The organism is Cohnella hashimotonis (genome assembly GCF_030014955.1).
GTDB lineage: Bacteria > Bacillota > Bacilli > Paenibacillales > Paenibacillaceae > Cohnella > Cohnella hashimotonis.
In genome coordinates this window covers 1,400,796-1,418,197 of record NZ_JAGRPV010000001.1, presented here as the reverse complement: position 1 = coordinate 1,418,197, position 17,402 = coordinate 1,400,796, and the positions used below count along the sequence as shown (strand labels likewise).

At 56.8% G+C, this 17,402-nt stretch carries 16 protein-coding genes and 1 pseudogene; 2 read left to right on the top strand and 15 right to left on the bottom strand.

Annotated elements, in window-relative coordinates:
• Position 1: 1 nt before the first annotated feature.
• From KB449_RS05550 to KB449_RS05515, 9 genes and pseudogenes are all read right to left on the bottom strand, one after another.
• A complete protein-coding gene (locus KB449_RS05550; RefSeq protein ID WP_282907420.1) occupies positions 2-2,377 on the bottom strand; it encodes an alpha-L-rhamnosidase-related protein in 2,376 nt (791 codons plus the stop codon).
• A gap of 59 nt (positions 2,378-2,436) precedes the next feature.
• Positions 2,437-3,429, bottom strand: coding sequence for an alcohol dehydrogenase catalytic domain-containing protein (locus KB449_RS05545; RefSeq protein WP_282907419.1), 993 nt, complete (start codon positions 3,427-3,429; stop codon positions 2,437-2,439).
• The gene (locus KB449_RS05540; protein ID WP_282907418.1) at positions 3,426-4,433 is read right to left on the bottom strand and encodes a zinc-dependent alcohol dehydrogenase; all 1,008 of its coding nucleotides are present in this window, start codon (positions 4,431-4,433) and stop codon (positions 3,426-3,428) included. The genes KB449_RS05545 and KB449_RS05540 overlap by 4 nt, the downstream gene beginning before the upstream one ends.
• A 301-nt stretch (positions 4,434-4,734) precedes the next feature.
• A complete protein-coding gene (tatC, locus tag KB449_RS05535; protein WP_282907417.1) occupies positions 4,735-5,511 on the bottom strand; it encodes a twin-arginine translocase subunit TatC in 777 nt (258 codons plus the stop codon).
• A gap of 102 nt (positions 5,512-5,613) precedes the next feature.
• Positions 5,614-5,838: a twin-arginine translocase TatA/TatE family subunit gene (gene tatA / locus KB449_RS05530; RefSeq protein ID WP_282907416.1), complete on the bottom strand. Its 225-nt coding sequence runs from the start codon at positions 5,836-5,838 to the stop codon at positions 5,614-5,616.
• 308 nt (positions 5,839-6,146) lie between these two features.
• Positions 6,147-6,260 (bottom strand): annotated as a pseudogene (locus KB449_RS36750) (hypothetical protein); the annotation flags it as partial.
• A 716-nt stretch (positions 6,261-6,976) separates the two neighbouring features.
• Positions 6,977-7,468 (bottom strand): hypothetical protein, encoded by a 492-nt coding sequence (locus KB449_RS05525; RefSeq protein WP_282907415.1) that lies wholly within the window; start codon positions 7,466-7,468, stop codon positions 6,977-6,979.
• Positions 7,469-7,529: 61 nt separating this feature from the next.
• A complete protein-coding gene (locus KB449_RS05520; protein WP_282907414.1) occupies positions 7,530-8,006 on the bottom strand; it encodes a hypothetical protein in 477 nt (158 codons plus the stop codon).
• Positions 8,007-8,024: 18 nt separating this feature from the next.
• Complete coding sequence (locus KB449_RS05515; protein WP_282907413.1) at positions 8,025-8,537, bottom strand: hypothetical protein; 513 nt, start codon at positions 8,535-8,537, stop codon at positions 8,025-8,027.
• A 427-nt stretch (positions 8,538-8,964) separates the two neighbouring features.
• On the opposite strand from KB449_RS05515, the gene KB449_RS05510 reads away from it, so the two are divergent.
• Entirely contained in the window at positions 8,965-9,948 is a 984-nt protein-coding gene (locus tag KB449_RS05510; RefSeq protein WP_282907412.1) for a ketoacyl-ACP synthase III, read from the top strand.
• A 126-nt stretch (positions 9,949-10,074) separates the two neighbouring features.
• Positions 10,075-10,794 (top strand): glycosyltransferase, encoded by a 720-nt coding sequence (locus KB449_RS05505; RefSeq protein WP_282907411.1) that lies wholly within the window; start codon positions 10,075-10,077, stop codon positions 10,792-10,794.
• Between the two features lie 149 nt (positions 10,795-10,943).
• Here KB449_RS05505 and KB449_RS05500 read toward each other — a convergent pair whose 3' ends face one another.
• From KB449_RS05500 to KB449_RS05475, 6 genes are all read right to left on the bottom strand, one after another.
• The gene (locus tag KB449_RS05500) at positions 10,944-11,726 is read right to left on the bottom strand and encodes a glycosyltransferase family 2 protein (protein WP_282907410.1); all 783 of its coding nucleotides are present in this window, start codon (positions 11,724-11,726) and stop codon (positions 10,944-10,946) included.
• Positions 11,727-11,872: 146 nt separating this feature from the next.
• Positions 11,873-12,826: an NAD-dependent epimerase/dehydratase family protein gene (locus KB449_RS05495; protein WP_282907409.1), complete on the bottom strand. Its 954-nt coding sequence runs from the start codon at positions 12,824-12,826 to the stop codon at positions 11,873-11,875.
• Positions 12,802-13,719 carry a dTDP-4-dehydrorhamnose reductase family protein gene (locus tag KB449_RS05490; protein ID WP_282907408.1) on the bottom strand — a complete coding sequence of 306 codons (918 nt, stop codon included), beginning with the start codon at positions 13,717-13,719 and terminating at the stop codon, positions 12,802-12,804. Before KB449_RS05490 ends, KB449_RS05495 begins: the two co-directional genes overlap by 25 nt.
• Positions 13,716-14,699 carry an SDR family NAD(P)-dependent oxidoreductase gene (locus KB449_RS05485; protein WP_282907407.1) on the bottom strand — a complete coding sequence of 328 codons (984 nt, stop codon included), beginning with the start codon at positions 14,697-14,699 and terminating at the stop codon, positions 13,716-13,718. The genes KB449_RS05490 and KB449_RS05485 overlap by 4 nt, the downstream gene beginning before the upstream one ends.
• Positions 14,692-15,783, bottom strand: coding sequence for a non-hydrolyzing UDP-N-acetylglucosamine 2-epimerase (wecB, locus tag KB449_RS05480; RefSeq protein WP_282907406.1), 1,092 nt, complete (start codon positions 15,781-15,783; stop codon positions 14,692-14,694). The genes KB449_RS05485 and wecB overlap by 8 nt, the downstream gene beginning before the upstream one ends.
• A gap of 4 nt (positions 15,784-15,787) precedes the next feature.
• Positions 15,788-17,383 (bottom strand): glycosyltransferase family 4 protein, encoded by a 1,596-nt coding sequence (locus KB449_RS05475; protein WP_282907405.1) that lies wholly within the window; start codon positions 17,381-17,383, stop codon positions 15,788-15,790.
• Positions 17,384-17,402: the final 19 nt, after the last annotated feature.

Genomic DNA, 17,402 nt, shown 5'->3' with positions numbered 1-17,402 from the left:
TTCAGCTTGTCTCATCCATCCTGCTATGCAGCGATAAACCGGTCCGATTCTCGACTTTCACCTTGTAGCCCGGAGGAGCGTCAATCCGATATTCCACGCGCCCGCTTGCCTTGGTCCACGCTACGCGGATCGCTCCGCCCTCTAACGGCAGCACCCCCTTACAGCATGAATTCTCCAGATCGCTCAATCTCAGCGTAATGCTTCTGGCGATCGGGTCAATTTGATAGACGCCTAGCACATCGCGTATCAGGCTGTGTACGACATGCGAAGCGAAACCGTGATTGCAGCTGGCGTAATCCCCGTCATTCTCCCAGAGCGTCCCGGTTCGTTCCGCCATATACAGCAGGTAATCCGCAGATTCATCCAGCGACTGCTGTACGTATCCGTAGCGAGCCAGCAATTCGAGGCGTAAGTAATTCCCGATAAAAGCATTCGCTTCATGAACATCCGGATAGGCATTCGTCCGCTTCCTGGATGGCCCAAACCGGGTGAGCAGCGTATGCCACAGCTCGGGATCTCTCTCGGGATCGGCTGTGCCGAAATAGAACGCATAATACTGACAAATCTCGCTCTTATTTTGAGTTTGGACTAACCGGCCATCCTCTCTTACTGCATGGTCTATGAAAAAGCTTCCGTTGAAGGACTGCTCACGAATAGCCTGATTTACCCGCTCGGCCTCTTGCAGGAGATGCGGCAAATGATAGAGTCGTCCAGCGGCGGCAAGCGAAGCGGCATAAAGCATATTGCTAGGATAATTGACGTCCTGCACGAATTCGTTCGCCTTGGACCACTCCAGGAATACCCAGCCTTCAAGGCGCTCCAGCAGTTTGTCTTCGTTCTTGAAACGTTCGAAGTAATCGAATAATTCAAGGACTCTCGCCCGCATCGCTTCGATCAACTGCCGGTCTCCGCTCCGTTCCAGATATTCCTCCAGCTGGATCACGAACCATAGCGACCAATTCGGAATAAAATTGCCATCATAATGGTCCGCGGGGTAGCACATCGGGAGCATGCCTTCAGGTAAATGCGGAAAGCGATCGGGCAAGAGGTAATTCTCGAAGAAGGCTCGCTCCACCTTCGTCTGACCTGTCAGGCTGAACGCCGCCCGTCCCATGAAGTAGCTGTCGCAGAGCCATCCGGCACGTTCCCTTGAAGGGCAATCCATGAACAGATCGACAACGTTCTGGCGGAAAGTTTCCCTTCCTGCTTCGAAGATTTTATTGAGCCGTTCGTCGTCGGATTCAAACTGCGCTTTCCCGGCAGCAGCGTTGGCGTACTCCCTCATGTAAACCTCGGATACCTCGCACGCCCCTTCGGCTGCGATCCACTTCATATAACGCAGCGTATACGGCTCGAACGATTCCAGCCTGTAGATTCCCGGCTCAAGCTCATATCGCAAGGCATTAACGCAACCGAACCGCAAAAAATCAACGTCGTCCTCTCGCAGCACCTCGTCGAACGTAATGTACAGCAATGTACGAGTGCGGCATCGAACAGTACCGCCGATGAACCCGGTCCTGTTAATCCCCATATCCACAATCCCGAACTCGTTGGGATTGAGCTTCAGCGAGCTGCCTTGCGAAAGCGGCTGCCGAATGACACGAAGGCTATGAGCCGGCAGGTCGGTCAACTCATCCGATAGAATGAAGGCCAGTTGTTCCATTTCATAACCTCCGAGGAGAGGTCCTATATCTGTGAGAGATCGGTCGCGCCAATATACGCCTTGCGATTTGCGGCGGGCAACCTCACCTCTTGCGTATAGCGCAATCGGATGGCGCACGGTGAACGCAGCCAAGGGTACATCCCTTGAAATAAGCAGCTTTTCGTTTGTCTCCGCGCAGATGACGCTATCGAATGGCGCGCTCATGTCCGAGCGCCAGCGGTCAAAACCCGATTGGAGCGCGTATGCCTCGACAAAAGTTCGCTGAAAGCTGAATCGCTGCACCTTCTGTATGCGTTCCTTTAACAGAGCCGCCTCAAATCCGCTCTCGGCCGTCGTAGCGAGAAGGACTTCCGTGCCGGCCCGAACTTCCGCTTGCACAAAAGAAGGCTGATCGAGTACATAATAGCTGTTGATATTGTAGCCCGCGACTTCTATCGCCACGATGTTGTCGCCCTCGTTCGCATGTTCGCTCAGGTCCCAGACATCGACCCGGTAATGTCCATGTGGACCGCGGGCGGGACCGTGCCCCACGAACTGGCCGTTCAAATAGCAGCGATACAGGGTCGATGCGGCAATGTGGAGCGTTAATCTGTCGTTCTTGCGTTTGGCTGCCACGCCCCTGAACCCGGCGGTCAGATTTCTGTCCAGCTCTCTATCCTTCGGCCAAATGGGTCTGGCTGAACGAAAATGCGCATGATTCGCCTTCTTGCTCAACCTATGCTTCCTCCTCGCAACTCGGATGGTTCCAGCCCTTTTCCTGTGCGGCGGCGTAGTTACGACTTCCAATTCAGCACTACGCCAAGACAGAATTGTCTCTGATCGAGAATAAGCGCCCAGGCTTCTTCGGCACGTTCCACCGGGTACCGGTGCGTAATAAGCGGCTCTGTCGGAAGCCAGCCTTCCGTAATGCCCTGCAGCGTGGCATCCATTCGTTCCCGGTCCCAGCCGGAAGGACTATGCAGCGTAATCTCTTGGGCACGCAGCGATTGGATATCAATCATCCCTTCATTGCCCAGGAAGCCTGCAGATACAAGGTGACTGTTATGCTTCATCAGCGGTTGAAGCTCCTTAACCGAATCCAGTGAGCCAACCGTATCTACAACGACGGCAATTGCTCCGCTGTCCTCATGAAGCGCGTCGGCGGCTCGCGTTCTGCGAGTATTGACCTTGGCAACCTGATCCGGCAGCAGGTTCAACCGTTCATCGTGCCTGCCAAGCACCGTCACCCGCGCGCCTCTATGAAGCAGCGTATGGGCTGCCCATTGCCCGACAAGTCCGTCCCCGATTACGACTGCGCAATCTCCGGCACCAATGTCCGGTCTCGATCCGCAGTTATATCCGACTTGAGCCAATACCATCCCGGAGTACGCTTCCGCATTGACGTTTTGGGGAAGCTTCCATACCTGGCTGACGTGGGTAACCGCCGGAGAGACATGGCCGCCGCTCGGAAATGCCATGCCGTTCACGCGGCCCATGGTCGCGAATACCCGATCGCCCGGTTTGAATTCCTGCACCTGAGCGCCTGCAGCGACGATGACGCCGACCTTTTGATAGCCGTTAATCTGGGGAAAAGGCTCAGGGTCGCCTTCCCTGTAGGGAGTCTCACCCGCGATTCGGTCGCACCGGAGAAAGGACGATTCCGTGCCGATACTGATCCAGGAATGCTCGACATCGATAACGACTTCATCGGCTAGCGGTTCGGGAATGTCCACATCCTGATAAGAGACCTTTAATCTGCCGGTAAAGACTACGCCCTTGCCCTTCATGCTGGATCTTCCTTGGCGGCAGCCGCGGCGGATTGTCCTGGATGATCGCCAGCCGATAGAAAATCGGTCTGCGGACAGAAGAACACTTTTATCGCTTCCTGCCGGTTCAACAGCTCAACGGCTTGGCCATAATCCGCGAATGACGCGTGATGGGTTTGGAGGCATTCGGTGTTTAGCCCCTTGTTCACGACAAGATCGATTAGAAGTTGATGATCCCGCGGACCTACGGGCCTGTATTTATACGATTCCAGCTTGGTACCCCGCGCCCACAAGTTTTCATGATAAGTAATGTCTCCGCGCAGCACCCCGAAGATGACGACATGCTCGTTCACATGAGAGAGTACATTTTGAATCGAAGAGGCTGCGCCTACGCAGTCGTACCCGAGCTCAAATCGCAGATCCTGCAATTCGTTCGCGTGCATGACCGTACCAATGCCCAGATTTCGAACGTATTGAATCCTGCTCTCGCTTAGATCGATACCGACGACCCGGGAAGCTCCCCACAGGCGAGCCACCTGTACCGCCAGAATGCCGGCAGGTCCGAGACCCGACACCAGCAGCGACTTTCCTCTGAGATCGCCGAGCTGCATTAACCCGATGACCACGCACTTCAACAGCTCGAACGACACCGCTTGCTTAAGCGTTATGCTATCGGGAAGCTTGATCAGCTCTTCTTCGCGGTAAGCGGCGAACTGTGCATAGGCTCCTTTGGGGACGATATGCTCCAGGGCCGCGACGCGATCTCCAACGGCGAAGCGGTATACGCCAGGCCCCACGGCTTTGACGACGCCCGCCATCTCATGCCCCGGAAAACCGATCGGCAGCGGATATTCCGGAGCTTCGTCATAATTGAACATATCTCGCCCGGCCATCATGTTCATGTCCCAGCGCGGGCAAGTCGACACCATTTGGATTTCTACCAGCACCTGATGATCCTGAAGATCGGGCATTTCTTCATCCACGATTCGGAATTGCCCGGCACCGACGATTTGCAACGCTTTCATTGCTGTTCCTCCCTGCTTCCATTTCGATGAATAGCCTTTCGATTAGTCTTATCCTACTGTGAAAACACGGCCACGTCTTTGCAGAGTTTGTTGTTTATGCCGCGTATGGCAGGGCTTTCTTCAGGCATCCGGACGGCGTTTGCGACATGTCGTTTGCACAAAACTGACTTCCGCCCGGGCTCCATCGACTGAACGGCTAATTGATATTAAAAAAAAAGCCTTGAACTTCAACATTGCATTGAAGTTCAAAACCTTCTCCATTACGGCGTTATAGGATCATGGTCATTCGACAAAAAACGGATTACGCTTCTTGCAACGCCTCTTGGCGCTCCAATGTCCGTTGTCTTCTTCCAAAGGCAAGCTTGGACAAGATTACGCTGACTTCATATAATAGCACGAGCGGTAGTGCGACAAGTAAATCCGATACAACGTCCGGTGGCGTAACCATTACGCCGATCGCGATCAAAATAAGCCAAGCAATTTTCCTTATTCTCACAAGCAGTGCAGGGCTTAGAATACCGATACGGCTCAGGAACAAAATGACGAGCGGAAGTTCGAACAGCAGAGAGATCGGCAGCAATATGTTGATCAAGAACGAAAAATATTGCGACACCCCGTATGTCTCCTCAAGCCCCAAATTTATAGTAACCTTCTCTGTGAACAAGAATGCCATCGGAAAAACGACAAAATAAGAGAATGCCAAGCCGACGAGAAACATGACAAGCGCCCAAGGCACGTATACGAGCGTTGCCTTCTGCTCTTTTTCTCCTAACGCCGGTTTCGCAAATAACCACAGCTGGAACATTGCGAATGGAATCGCCGCGACGAATGAGATTAAAAAAGCAAATTTCATATAAAGCCCGATGGCATCCCAAGGTGAAAACGCGTGCAGATTCAAGTTCTTCACCGGAGCCGCTTCCACCAAATAATCGAATACAGGCTGAGAACCGAACAGGCCCCCGATAAGGCCGATAACGAATACGGTTAAGCAAAAAATAATCCGTTTGCGCAATTCGCCCAGATGATCCGTGAGCGGCATCCATTCGTCACTGCGTTGTGCGCTTTGGTTATCGGCCATATATTACTTTTCGCCCCCGCGACAATGAGGCCGCCCCTATAGCGAAAAGTCGTTTCGCATCGAGAAGCCGGCCCCATGGAATTTGTTCGTTACACAATCGCCTTATTCCGGCAGTCGCCGTTCCGCTTTCAGCAGCTCAGGCTGTTCCGGGTAAATGTCGACACTGCTTGCAGGTTTCGTATCGATTAATAAATCGTTAGCGCCCTTCTTGAATTCGCGCAACGTACGACCGAATGCTTTGCCAAGTTCAGGGAGCTTGTTCGGTCCGAATAACAGCAACGCGATCAACACAAGCAATATGATACCGGATACACCAATACCGCCCATCGTATTCCCTCCGTTTTCTATACATGATTGCTTTTGCTTAGTTGTATCGTACTGCATTTACGAATGGGCGTCTTTGCAGGTCTTGGACTTTTTCACCGATTTCGAAGGCTTATTTTTTCTTGTCGTGCCGTCGATTCGTCTTCTTCAGTTGCACGATTTTGACAATGCAAAGTAAATGTCCCGCCATCTCATTCAAAGCTGCGCAAACCGTCGCTCATTTTCTAAAATTTGATGCCCTGCTCCGCGACCGTAGATGCGTTGCGAAAGTCCGGCATGTCCATGGCTCTGCCGCCGTTCATCGCCGACAGCTACGACAGAAGGGCGACCGCCGTCCACTCGCAGGCATCGTAGACGTCAATAGCTGGTTTGCTAGCCCCTCTTACGGCATTGACGAAATCTTCGACGATTAAATAATCTCCGCCCCAGTGGCTCCCCTTCTATCCAAATTTTGTGCGTATCGCCAAGTCCGCGCGGCGCTTCGTAACAGCCTTTGGTTCCTTGCAGCGTATAATAGGACATATTGTGCGGCCGCTTGCAGCTGTCTTAGAGTCCATATTTCTTTCGGTAAAGTTTCTCTCAATTATATCGGAAAAATGCTGATATTGATTCCATCTATATCCAGTTCAATACATATATACTTAAAGTTGATACGGGAAACCACAGCAGTCCTGTAATTGCGGAAAATTCAGCCGGTGTATGCTTCACCACTGGATTTACACCAAAGTACTGAACCCAAAAATAAAGCAACAGTCCTGGTAGTAAGAATATAATTGTTCCGATTAAGTTTTTCAAAGACACACCTCATTCACAAGGATAAAAATCCACATTTTAACACAAAAACGCCACTCCAAGGAGTGACGTTCAACGCGATATGTTTAGTACTGGTTCCGTAAAACTCTCAACTTTTCAGCTACCATATCAACCATTATGCTATCAAAATTAAAGGCTGTTCCAGCCAATTTCTCGAAGAAATATTGGGCTAATGGTGACCAACATACCCGTTCCGACTACATTCGTGCGAGCGGTCTTAATTGCACCTGTTGCGAGTGTTGCCCCACCCATATACAGATCACGCGAAAGTTGCCACAGCGTGTCCAGGATGTAAGAACCAATCAATCCTCATACTTGCTACCTTGAATTAAGATGACTTCGCACACTCCTCTTGCGCAAGCTTAACAGCAAGCTGACGAACCGATGACAGAATTGGATTCTCAACCACTACTTTGTCTTCGACCACTATGGTATTCATTTTCCCTATATAGAAGAGAATCCAATTACTGACTTCAATGGGACATGATGTGGAGTTATAAGCTGGATCTTTTCGATACTCTGGTAGTATTGTTAATATCAATTTTCGTATATCGTCTTCTAGGTGGTTCCCAGTTATCGAACTCTCATCTAACCTTCGAAGGACTGCCTTAATCGTTTCAGCAGAAAAGCGTCGTAGCAAATCATCCTTTGCCTTAGCAAATTCAGGAGGAAGTGATGAGAATACTTTTCCGACACTTTCCATATGTGCTACTGGGTCCTCATTAAAATCAGGGTGTTTTTTAAAATGAGGATGTTGAGGAGGATAAGGAAAAGTGCTATGATCTCTTACCCAGCGACTTACAGGATTATTAATTGACATGTTAATTTAACTCCTTTTATTTTGAAAACCGCACAAGCGATCTGTGCGGCTTTCTTCATTTTTATTGCACGTAATTTTTAGAACATTCATCTTGAGCAATACGCTTCGCATTGTCCTTTACATAAGCTAAAAACGGATCGTCAGGAGGCAATCCTCCAGCCAATTTCGTCATGACAAAGGAACTAACCAATGTCGGACATGATTCAGGATTTGTCCCGCCGCTTACTGTCCTATATTCAATGGTTGTATCGTGAATAAAAATTCGAAGTTGCTCTTCATATTGCATACCAATACTGATTTTATTTGATGATTCAGTCATTTTTTCGTACAATTTAACAAGTGCATTAGGCGCAAGTCCTGTCATTACGGCAATTCTGGCTTGATCAAATTCTACTGGGAGAGCCTTGAATTTTTCCCCGAGGTCCTCCATATATTTTTTTGGATCTTCCGCCATTCTCTTCATTTGGTTTCCCAAATCTCCAAGTGTTCCACCAATTCTAATATGTCCGATATTGCCAATACTACCCAAACCGCCCATTATTAATTCGCTCCTTTATTATTGTTTGTATGCTTCAGTGCAAGCCCAAGTAGACACGGCTGGCCCGTAGGCAATAAGATAATCAGCATAAGGATTTGGAACCCCTGCAGAGGCAACCTGAATAGAGGTTCCAATCGCTACCAATCCTCCGCCAATTGCAACAGAACAAGCTGCAATGGTGGCCGTGTTGTTATTTGATTTGAATGCATTGGCTAATCCAATTGCCGCTTTCTTAGCCATTGTTTCAGGAGTCGCAAATGATTTCGTTGCATCCTTTAGTGCATCCATCGTGTTATCTAAAAAATCATTTATATTAATATTGAAGCGCTTGAGCTCTGCATTGGTATCATCAATTGCCTTTTGCACATCTTTCGGAAAATGAGTTATATCTGATCCAATTTTGTTAAAAAAATCATTCAAGTCCTTGATTTCTAATTTTCTTAAGCTGTTTTTCGCATCTTCTGCCCATTCTCCAAGAGAGCCACCAATTTTAGGCAAGCAATCACCAGGTTTTGCAATGCTACAAGCCAATGCTCTTACCTCCTCATTGTTTGATGAACGTATGATGTCCCAAATTCATCAAAATACTATTTAAATTGTCAAACAGTTTTTAACAATTTCGCTTGCTTCAGTAATCAAAATGAAGCACAGTAACCGCTTATACCTTGTGTGATTCAAACCACATTTATTTTGCAGTGTATTTTAAAATGTAGTTTTTTCACGAATGCTCGCTTATTCGCAGGATCTCTCCAGCTTGTATGGAGTCTGACCCACTTTCTATTCATTTAGTCGTATAACTGTGCATTCTATTTTATTGAGGAATAAGTACTCTAGGTTAATGTGGAACAATTCTAATTAATAACGGAATTTCACACAATTGACTCTTTCTTTTCAAAGGCGTAAAATAAAATTAAAACCTGGTACTAATACCTGGCGCCAACCTAAGGAGGAATCTGCCATGCCGCTCCAATCCCGTTCCGCCATTACCGCGATCGGCAGCCATGTGCCGCAGCGCGTTCTGAACAACGAAGAGCTGTCCGACATGGTCGATACGAACGACGAGTGGATCGTCCGCCGCACGGGAATCAGCGAGCGTCGCATCGCTGCCGAAGACGAGTTCACGAGCCATCTCGCGATTGCCGCCGTGCGCGATCTGCTAAGCAGATACCCGACCTCGACCGACGACATCGACGGCGTCCTCGTCGCCACCACGACGCCCGACAATCCGTTCCCGTCGGTCGCATCGCGCGTGCAGGAGGCGTTCGGCTTCAAGGCCGCGCTGGCGTTCGACCTGAACGCCGCGTGCGCGGGCTTCGTCTCCGCGCTTCAGACGGCGAACGGCTTGATCCTGACCGGCATGTATCGCAAGATCCTCGTCATCGGCGCCGAGACGCTGAGCAAGATCACGGATTACACGGATCGGTCCACCTGCATCCTGTTCGGCGACGGCGCCGGCGCCGTGCTCGTCGAGCGCGCGGAGGAAGGGCAGTTCCTGGCGTCGCACGCCATGACGGACGGCAGCGGCGGCATCCACGTGTACGCTTCGGGCCTGTCGAGCGATTGGAACGGCCAGCCGCTCGCCGGCGACGGGCGCATCGTTCAAAATGGCCGCGAGGTATACAAGTGGGCGCTCTCCACCGTGCCGGACGGCGTGCGCAGCCTGCTGCAGGACAGCGGACTATCCGCTGAGGCGCTGGACTGGGTCGTGCCTCACAGCGCGAACCTGCGCATGATCGAGGCGATCTGCGAACGGCTCAATATGCCTTACGAGCGCGCGCTGACGAGCGCCGCAGAGTACGGCAACACGTCGGCGGCGTCGATCCCGCTGGCGTTGGATCTCGCCGTAAAAGACGGCCGCCTCGCTGCGGGGCAGACGGTCGCGCTGTATGGATTCGGCAGCGGTCTGACGCAGGCGGGCCTGCTGCTTCGCTGGGCATTCTGATTTAACCGCAGCCTGTCGCCAACAATCGGCCATCCGTGACGCTTGCCCCCGGTCAAGCGTCGTGCCTTCCTTTCCCTCTTGGACATAGACTGTTATGTAGAAGAGGCGGGGAAAGGAGGGCATGCGATGTCGAGCCCCTTGGTTAGCATTATCATCCCTTTTTATAACGACGGCTACGTCAATCAGGCGGTCGCCAGCGCGCTGGCGCAGACCTATCCGCATATCGAGATTATCGTCGTGGACGACGGATCGACCGCGAACCAGCACCTGCTCGATCCGTACCGGTCCCGGATTCACTACCTGGGCAAGGCGAACGGCGGCACGGCGAGCGCTCTGAACCACGGCATCCGCATGTCCAATGGCGAATATATCGCATGGCTCAGCTCCGACGATATCTTTTATCCGCACAAGGTAGCGGGTCAGCTTGGCCATATGATGACCCGTGGTGCGCTGATCAGCAGCACGGACTTCGACCTGATCGGCGCCGGCGGCGAGCTGCTCAAGCCGCAGCTGGCCGTGAAGTTCGCGAGCGCCGGGGCTTTTTTGCGCGGACTTCACACCTTTTGTCCGATCAACGGCTGCACCGTCATGATGCATCGCAGCGTCGTCGACCGCATCGGGTGGTTTAACGAGGCGCTGCGCTACACCCAGGATTACGACTATTGGATGCGGGTGATTTTGACGGGCTTCGACTTTCACTTCGTCAACTCGCCGCTCACCGCCTACCGGTGGCATGCCAACTCGGGCACCTCCCGCCATCTGGACCAGGTCAATGCAGAGTTCGCCATGGTTCACAACTGGTACGTTCACAGCCTGAACGGGCTGATCGCCCGCGTGGGCGGATGATTGCGCGATAAAGAGACGCCGCGGCGACAAAAGCCGGGCGTCTTTTTGATGTTGCGCTTAAAAATGAGCCGCACCCGCCGCACGCAAAAGCCGTCCAGCCGTACTTTCCCGGCTGAACGGTTTCAAATTTGCGCGAGCCTTCCTTATCTCTACCTGCCTACCGGCGGCCGCAGCGCGATGAGCAGCCGGCTCAGGCTTCCCCTGTACTTGGCCGCCGTCGCCATGAATTCCGCCTCCGCTTCGCCTTTGTGGAGAACCGTTCCCATCCCGGCGTGCTTGCGATATTCCGTCAACGGCTCGTTCAGGTAGGTCGGCGGATATCCGGCCAGTACCGCACGGACCCATAAATCGTAATCGTGCGTAAAAACCGCGTTTTCGTCGAATCCGCCCAACTGTTCGAACAGCGCTTTGCGCAGCATGACCGTGCAGCCGTTAATCGCGTTCGAGCGCAGCAGCGACCGGTAGAAGTCGTACCGGCTCTCAAAGGCGAGCCGCACCGGCTTTGGACTCGGCACGCCGGCGGCGTCGATCGTGCGGAAGGCCGTGTGGCTGAGCGCCGACCCGGTCCGCTCCATATGCTCGACCTGGCGCGCCAGCTTGCCCGGCAGCCAGCGGTCGTCCGAGCTGAGCCAGGCGACGTACTCGCCCCGCGCCATGCGGAAGCCGTGGTTAAGCGCGCTCGCCGTGCCGCCGTTGGCTTTGCCGAGGACGTGGACGCGGCCCGCATACCGGTCGAGCCGCCACGCTTCGCGCGTGGAGCCGTCGTCCACGACGATCACCTCGAGCCCTTCGAAGCGCTGCGCCAGCACGCTCTCGACGGCTTCCCCGATATACGGATCGTTATAAAAGGGGATGACGGCAGTCACCTTCGGCCGCGCGGCGTCCTGACCGCCGCCCGGGCTGCCGCTCTTGCCCGCACCTGTGCCGCTCATGCGCGGTTCCCCCTCCCCGGTGAGACTGATGCGTCCGGTCAATGATCGTTCAAGCATTCAAACCGTTCAAGTCGTTTAAGCCGTCAAGTCGTTCAAGTCGTTCAAGTCGTTCAAGTCGTTCAAGTCGTTCAAGCCGTTCAAGCCGCTCAAGTCGGTCCGGCCAGTCGTTCCCGCTCCGATTGCAGCGTATCCGCGATCGAACGCTCGAACGGCACGGACGGCTGCCAGCCGAGCCCGCGGATGGCGTCCGCGCGCCGCGCCAGCGGCGAAGGGCCGCCTGCCGATCCGATCTCCCAGCGCAGCGGCACGCGGCTCGCCTGATCGAATGCCGCCTTCACTTCGCCCAGGCTGCGCAGCGTGCCCGACTCCAGCGCGTAGCGGATGCCGGGCGTTCCGGCCTGCAGCAGCACGGCGTATGCCGCGGCGGCATCGCGCACGTCGAGGAAGTCGCGGCGCTCCTCCAGCGAGGACAACCGGAACGCCTCCGTCTCGCGCCCCTCGCCCGCGTCCCGTTCGCAGGCCGCGGCCCAGCGCGCGATCTTGCCGCAGATGCCGGCGCTGCCGCCGGGCCCGATGAGGTTGCACGGCTCGGCGACGATCACCTGCTGGCCGTACCAGTGGTGCCAGGCCAATGCAGCCGTGACCTGCAGCGCCTTGCTGAAGCCGTACGGATGCAGCGTGCGCGTCAGATCTTCGTCCGGCCGCGGGCTCAGCATCGAGCCGACGACAAGCGTCCGGCAGTCCGAAAGCGCGCGGACGCCCTCCAGCACGTAGACCGTGGACAGCAGGTTGGCTGACAGCACGACGTCCGGCGACCGCCACGATTCGTCCACCGCGTTGCGACCGGCCAGATGGAGCACGGCATCGGGCCGTACCTGCTCGAGCAGCGACCGGACGGACGCGCGGTCCGTCAGATCGCAGGCGAGCTCGGCCGCCGCGCCCGATACGGGCGGGCGCGTGCCGGCCGCCGAAGACCGCGGAGACACGACGGCCGTCACCTCCATGCCCTCCCGCGCCAGCCGTTCGCACGCGTGCCGGCCGCTGAAGCCCGCGGCGCCAGTGACCAGCACCCGCATCAATCCGCCTCGCCCTCCATCCACTGCCGCAGCTCCGCCAGCATCTGCGCGTACCCCGGAGGCCGGTAGTCGAAGCCGCTTTTCGTCGGCGCCAGCGTGCGGTCGATCGAGGGCTCCGCTTCCGGCACGATTTTCACGTCCGTCCGTCCGAACGTCTCGGCGAACAGGCCGAGCAGATCATGCTTGTTGACCGCCTCCGGCGCCGTCAGATGCACGAGACCGCCGACGTCCGGGTGCTCCATCGCCCACTCCACCGCCTTGGCGAGCTCGAGCGTCGTCACGCCGTTCCATTGGACGTTGACATAACCCGACACGCTGCCCGAGCTGCCGAGAAACCACTTGAGCAGACCGATTCCGTGACTGCGAAGCTCAGGCCCGATAATCGAAGTGCGAATCGTCAGGCATGCGGGGTCCGTAATCTCGCCGAGCGCCTTGCTGCGCGCGTATACCGTCTCGCCGTCCGGCCGCTCTTCTTCCGTATAGCCGCCCCGGTCTCCGAGAAACACGCAGTCCGAGCTGATATGAATCAGCCTGCCGCCTCCGCGTTTGCACAGATGGCGCAGCCAATGCGGCAGGAGGCCGTTCACGAGGTAGGCGTCCAGCGGATGGTCCTCGGCCTGCCGGTTCAGCACGCCGACCGCATTGACGATGAGATCCGGCCGCGTCTCCGCGACCAGATCCGCGACCTGCTCGAAGCGCCGGACGTCCAGTACGCGGACGGCCAGCGCCGTTCCGACGCCTTCGTCCTCGGGCCCGGTCGGCGCCGCGCTTGCCGCAAGGCCGCAGGCATTCCGCACGACCGGGATATCCCCCTCCGTCCGCACCGTGACCGTCACCTCGTACCCGCTGCGCTTCAGCAGATGAGCCGCGATGACATGCCCCGCCATTCCGCTACCGCCAAGCACTAGCACCTTCATTGAAGGAACCCCCCACGCACCAGCATGCTGCGGATTTCTTCATGATTCATGAGTCCCGTCCCCGAGCTGTAGCTGTGGAGCTCCGCGCGCGGGTAGGCATCGTAATGGGCTTGCAGGCCTTCGAGCTCCAGCGTCGGCAAGATGACCAAGTATTGATCGTCGTACTCGATGGTGCTCTGGCTTTCGTACTCGGTGAGCAGAATTTCGTCGAGCTTTTCGCCGGGACGCACGCCCGTCTCCACGACTTCCGCAGACTTGCCCATCGCGTCCATCAGCACTTCGGCGAGGTCGATGATCCGGCAGGTCGGCATTTTCATCACGAAAATCTCGCCCCCGACGCTGACTTCCACCGCCTTGAACAACAGCGTGATCGCGTCCTGCAGCGTGAGGAAGAAGCGCGTCATGTCCCGGTGCGTCAGGTTGACCTGGCCGCGGTTTTTGATATGGTCCATGAACAGGTGAATGACGCTGCCGTTCGTTCCCAGCACGTTGCCGCCGCGGACGCAGACGAACTTCGTGTCGGACTTCAGCAGGTTCGCGTACACGATGAGTTTTTCGCCGATCGCCTTGGTCATGCCGTAAAAGTTGGACGGATTCGCCGCCTTGTCGGTCGAAATGTTGATGACGCGGTCCACTTTATTTTCGATTGCCGCCTCGATGACGTTTTGCGTCCCGAGCACGTTCGTCTTAAGCGCTTCGTATGGCTGGATCTCGCATACGGGCACGTGCTTCAGCGCCGCCAGGTGGAACAGAATATCCACGCCCTGGCAAGCTTTGGAGAGCGCCTCGCGGTCCCGCACGTCTCCGATGAAAAAGGTCAGCCTCGCGTCCTCGAATTCGCGGCTCATCGCCACCTGGCTCGATTCGCTCCGCGAATAGACGATGATTTCCTTCGGTCCGAGCGTCAAAAGCTGACGAACCAGCTCATGCCCCCATGAGCCGGTTCCCCCGGTTACGAGGATGCGTTTGCCTTCATACATCCATAATCCCTCCAAGCACGTATTTGGCCACCTTTGCAGATACTTGACGGTCTCCATAGCCCTCCGGCAGCTGCCAGCCCGTGCCGAGACGGATCATCGCGTCCGCGGACCTCGCGATCGCGCGCGCCTCGACGCCCGACACGATATTGCTCCCGCAATCGACCGTCTCCGGCCGCTCCGTCGTCCGCCGCACCGTGACGGCCGGCACCTGGAAGATGCAGCATTCCTCCTGCACCGTGCCGCTGTCGGTCAGCGCGCAGCGCGTGCTGCGCTCGAGCTGGACAAAATCGAAAAAGCCGAACGGTTCGTGAAACTCGAGCAGCGGGTGGATCAGCTCCGCCATGTCGGTCGTCAGGCGCGAGCGCGTCCGCGGATGCAGGCTGCAGATAAGCCGCATCCCCTGCTGCTCCGCCACCATGCCGAGACCGGTCACGATCTCCCGCAGCCTCGAGGGATCGTCGACGTTTTCCGCGCGGTGGATCGTAGCCAGCAGGTAGCCGCCGGGCTGCAGCTTCAGCCGTTCCAGCACGTCGCTTGCGTCGATTTTCGCTTTGTAGTGCTCGAGCACCTCGAAGATCGGATTGCCCGTCTTGAAGATTCGCGCGACGGGGAAGCCCTCGCGCAGCAGATTTTGCTTGCTGTTCTCCGTGTAAGGTAGGTTGGCGGTCGATACAGCGTCGATGATGCGGCGGTTTTTCTCCTCCGGCACGGCCAGGTCGAAGCAGCGGTTGCCCGCTTCCATATGCACGACCGGATAGCCGAGCCGTTCTGCGAGCACCGCGCACAGCGCGCTGTTCGTATCGCCGAGCAGCAGCACGCGGTCCGGCCGCTCGCGCAGCAGCACCTCTTCGACCGCGGCGAACGTGGCGGAGAGCTGCGCGCCCACCGTTTCTTTGCGTGCGGTAATTTGAACGTCCGGCTGACGGAGCTCCATTTCCTCGTAGAAAATATCGTTCAGCCGCGGCGAGAAATTTTGCCCGGTATGCACGATGACGTGACGACCTGAGAGATCGTCCAGAAGGCGCGTGAGCAGGCTGAGCCGGATAACCTCCGGCCGCGTGCCCAGGATCGTGACGACTCGCATGCCATCATCTTCCTTTCCTTTTCCTCGCTGATGCGGATCTTCTTCTCTTGCGTCCGGCGCTTCGCGCGGCGACACGCCTGCGGCTGCGCCCCCCTCGCCTGGACGCGCGGACGCGCGTCCCGCGAACCCGCGAACGGCCGCGCTTTTTCAGCCTGCGGCGTCCCCGGCCTCGCCCCCGCCGCGGCCGGCGCCTTCCCGCATGCGCTTCGAGCAGCGGCTCGCCGTCCGGGATAAAGTCAAGGACCAGATCCGGGACGTTGCGTACGTCCTCGAAGCGGAAGCCGTGATCCCGCAGCGCCTTCGGAGAGGCGAAGGGACGCTTGCGCCCGTGCTGAATCAAGTAGACCGTGCCGCTGCCCGCGCCGCGCACGAGGCCGTGCTGCGGAATCTCGGGCGGCGGAGCTTCCGGCTGCTGCGACGCCGGCGGCGGCAGTCGGACCAGCCAGGCGCCCAGCGCCTCGCGGAATTGCCGGACGCCGAAGCGCTCCGCAGCGACGCTGGCGTTGTGCGCGCCAAGCGACTGCCGCAGCGCCGGATTGTGCATCAGCATGTGCAGCCGCTCCGTCAGCCCTTGCGCATGCCCTGTCGGCACAAGCCAGGCACCGGCCTCCGCTTGCTCGAGAATCTCGCGCAGCCCGCCCGCCGCGAAGGCGACGACCGGCTTGCCGAACATCATCCCCTCGAGCGCGGTCATGCCGAAGCCCTCCGGCACCAGGCTCGGAACGACCACTGCGTCCATTGGAGCGTAAATCTCCTCGATCCGCTCGCGAAACTCCATCCAGGCGAAGCGGCTGCTGAGGTCCTGACGCCAGATCAAATCCCTGCACAGATGGACGTACGGTTCGTCGACCGATTTGCCGACGATCATCGCGCGTACGCCCGGATGCTGCTTCATCAGCGGGATCATCGCATGCACGAATTCGAGCAGCCCCTTGTTCGGGTAGATCGTCGCGGCGACAAACCCGGCCACGAAGTCTTCTTCGCGGAAGCCGAGCCTGCCGCGCTGCCGCGCGCGGATCTCCGGCCAACGCTCCGGGGCGTGCGCCGCCGGCTCGACGTAGGGACGCAGCACGGCCGTTTTGCCTGATGCGCCCGACTCGACGTACGGCTCCAGCACGCTGTCGGAGATGCCGACGATCAGCTGGCTGTAGAGGCTGACGATCGCCGCCGCCTGCGGCCGGTTCGGCGTGGCCCGCATCGTCTCCATCACCGACCAGATCGTCGGAATGCCGAGGGAAGTCGCGGCCATCGCCGGCATCGGGTGCACGGTCGTGTTGGTCCAGACGTAATCCGGACACTCGCGGAGCAGCAGGAAAACGAGCGGCTCCCATGCCGGGTGCGACGGCAGCGCGCCGACCTCGGCGTCGACCTGGGGCAGCGCGCTGAACAGCGCCAGGCTAAGCGGCAGCTCCATGGCAAGCGTCCCGATCCCGGCGGCGCGCGCCTGCGCGGCCAGCACCCCCTCCTGCGGCACGACCAGCCTGCATTCGAAGTGCGACGCGAGCTCCCGGATGAAGAGCAGGAAGAGCTTTTCCGCTCCGGTCATCACGTCGACGCCGCTTAGATGGGAGAATAGAAGCAGCTTCGGCTTTCCGCCCACAGCCCCTCATCTCCTTTGG

What these genes read in the sequence shown, in the direction of transcription:
- KB449_RS05545 (WP_282907419.1), bottom strand. Translation starts at nt 3,429, where the DNA reads ATGAAGGGCAAGGGCGTAGTCTTTACCGGCAGATTAAAGGTCTCTTAT.
- KB449_RS05540 (WP_282907418.1), bottom strand. Translation starts at nt 4,433, where the DNA reads ATGAAAGCGTTGCAAATCGTCGGTGCCGGGCAATTCCGAATCGTGGAT.
- tatC (WP_282907417.1), bottom strand. Translation starts at nt 5,511, where the DNA reads ATGGCCGATAACCAAAGCGCACAACGCAGTGACGAATGGATGCCGCTC.
- tatA (WP_282907416.1), bottom strand. Translation starts at nt 5,838, where the DNA reads ATGGGCGGTATTGGTGTATCCGGTATCATATTGCTTGTGTTGATCGCG.
- KB449_RS05525 (WP_282907415.1), bottom strand. Translation starts at nt 7,468, where the DNA reads ATGTCAATTAATAATCCTGTAAGTCGCTGGGTAAGAGATCATAGCACT.
- KB449_RS05520 (WP_282907414.1), bottom strand. Translation starts at nt 8,006, where the DNA reads ATGGGCGGTTTGGGTAGTATTGGCAATATCGGACATATTAGAATTGGT.
- KB449_RS05510 (WP_282907412.1), top strand. Translation starts at nt 8,965, where the DNA reads ATGCCGCTCCAATCCCGTTCCGCCATTACCGCGATCGGCAGCCATGTG.
- KB449_RS05505 (WP_282907411.1), top strand. Translation starts at nt 10,075, where the DNA reads ATGTCGAGCCCCTTGGTTAGCATTATCATCCCTTTTTATAACGACGGC.
- KB449_RS05500 (WP_282907410.1), bottom strand. Translation starts at nt 11,726, where the DNA reads ATGAGCGGCACAGGTGCGGGCAAGAGCGGCAGCCCGGGCGGCGGTCAG.
- KB449_RS05490 (WP_282907408.1), bottom strand. Translation starts at nt 13,719, where the DNA reads ATGAAGGTGCTAGTGCTTGGCGGTAGCGGAATGGCGGGGCATGTCATC.
- KB449_RS05485 (WP_282907407.1), bottom strand. Translation starts at nt 14,699, where the DNA reads ATGTATGAAGGCAAACGCATCCTCGTAACCGGGGGAACCGGCTCATGG.
- wecB (WP_282907406.1), bottom strand. Translation starts at nt 15,783, where the DNA reads ATGCGAGTCGTCACGATCCTGGGCACGCGGCCGGAGGTTATCCGGCTC.